We start from the raw sequence: 601 nt of genomic DNA on the forward strand, positions 1-601 counted from the left end.
CCCCAGCAGTGACCCCGCCTCGGCGAGCTCTCCGAAGGGTCCCAGGCAGGAGCGGACCAGCCCCGTCACCGCCTCCACGACCACCCCGAGCACAGCCTCGGCGCCCGCCCCGAGGTCCAGCTCACCGCGCCGCTCCCCCACCACGGCACCGTCCAGTCGTACGAGCACCACGCGCAGCGCGTCCCGGTCCAGCTGCACCCCCACCGCGTGCCCCGCCTCCGGCACCAGCCGCAGTACCGTGCGCGGCTTGCCGCCCGTGGACGCCCGGCGGCCCGCCTCGGCCGCGAGCCCCGTCTCCCGCAGCCGCCCGGTGATCTTGCTGACGGCCTGCGGGGTCAGCCCGGTCCGCTCGGCCACCTCCNNTTCGCGCCGACCCGCCCGCTGTTCACCCTGTCCTCGCTCACACGCCCATTCTCCTCGTCGCTTGCACTTTGGCAACAGCGTTGCGAAAGTAGAGGGCATGAGCACTCCCCTCCGCGTCGGCCTGGTCGGCTACGGCCTCGCCGGCTCCGTCTTCCACGCCCCCCTGATCACCGCCACCGAGGGCCTCGTCCTCGACACGGTCGTCACCTCGAACCCGGAGCGGCAGCAGCAGGCCCGC

The 601-nt window shown here is 74.1% G+C and carries 2 pseudogenes (1 of these 2 cut by a window edge); one reads left to right on the top strand and one right to left on the bottom strand.

Features of this window, described 5'->3' with window-relative positions:
- Positions 1–438, bottom strand: a pseudogene (locus tag CCN72_RS36545) (hypothetical protein); the annotation flags it as partial.
- Between the two features lie 22 nt (positions 439–460).
- Between CCN72_RS36545 and CCN72_RS36550 the strand changes: the two are divergent.
- Positions 461–601: pseudogene (locus tag CCN72_RS36550) on the top strand (oxidoreductase); its annotated part runs 134 nt beyond the window's last position; the annotation flags it as partial.

This window comes from Streptomyces murinus (assembly GCF_002154555.1).
In the GTDB taxonomy this organism is placed as follows: domain Bacteria; phylum Actinomycetota; class Actinomycetes; order Streptomycetales; family Streptomycetaceae; genus Streptomyces; species Streptomyces murinus.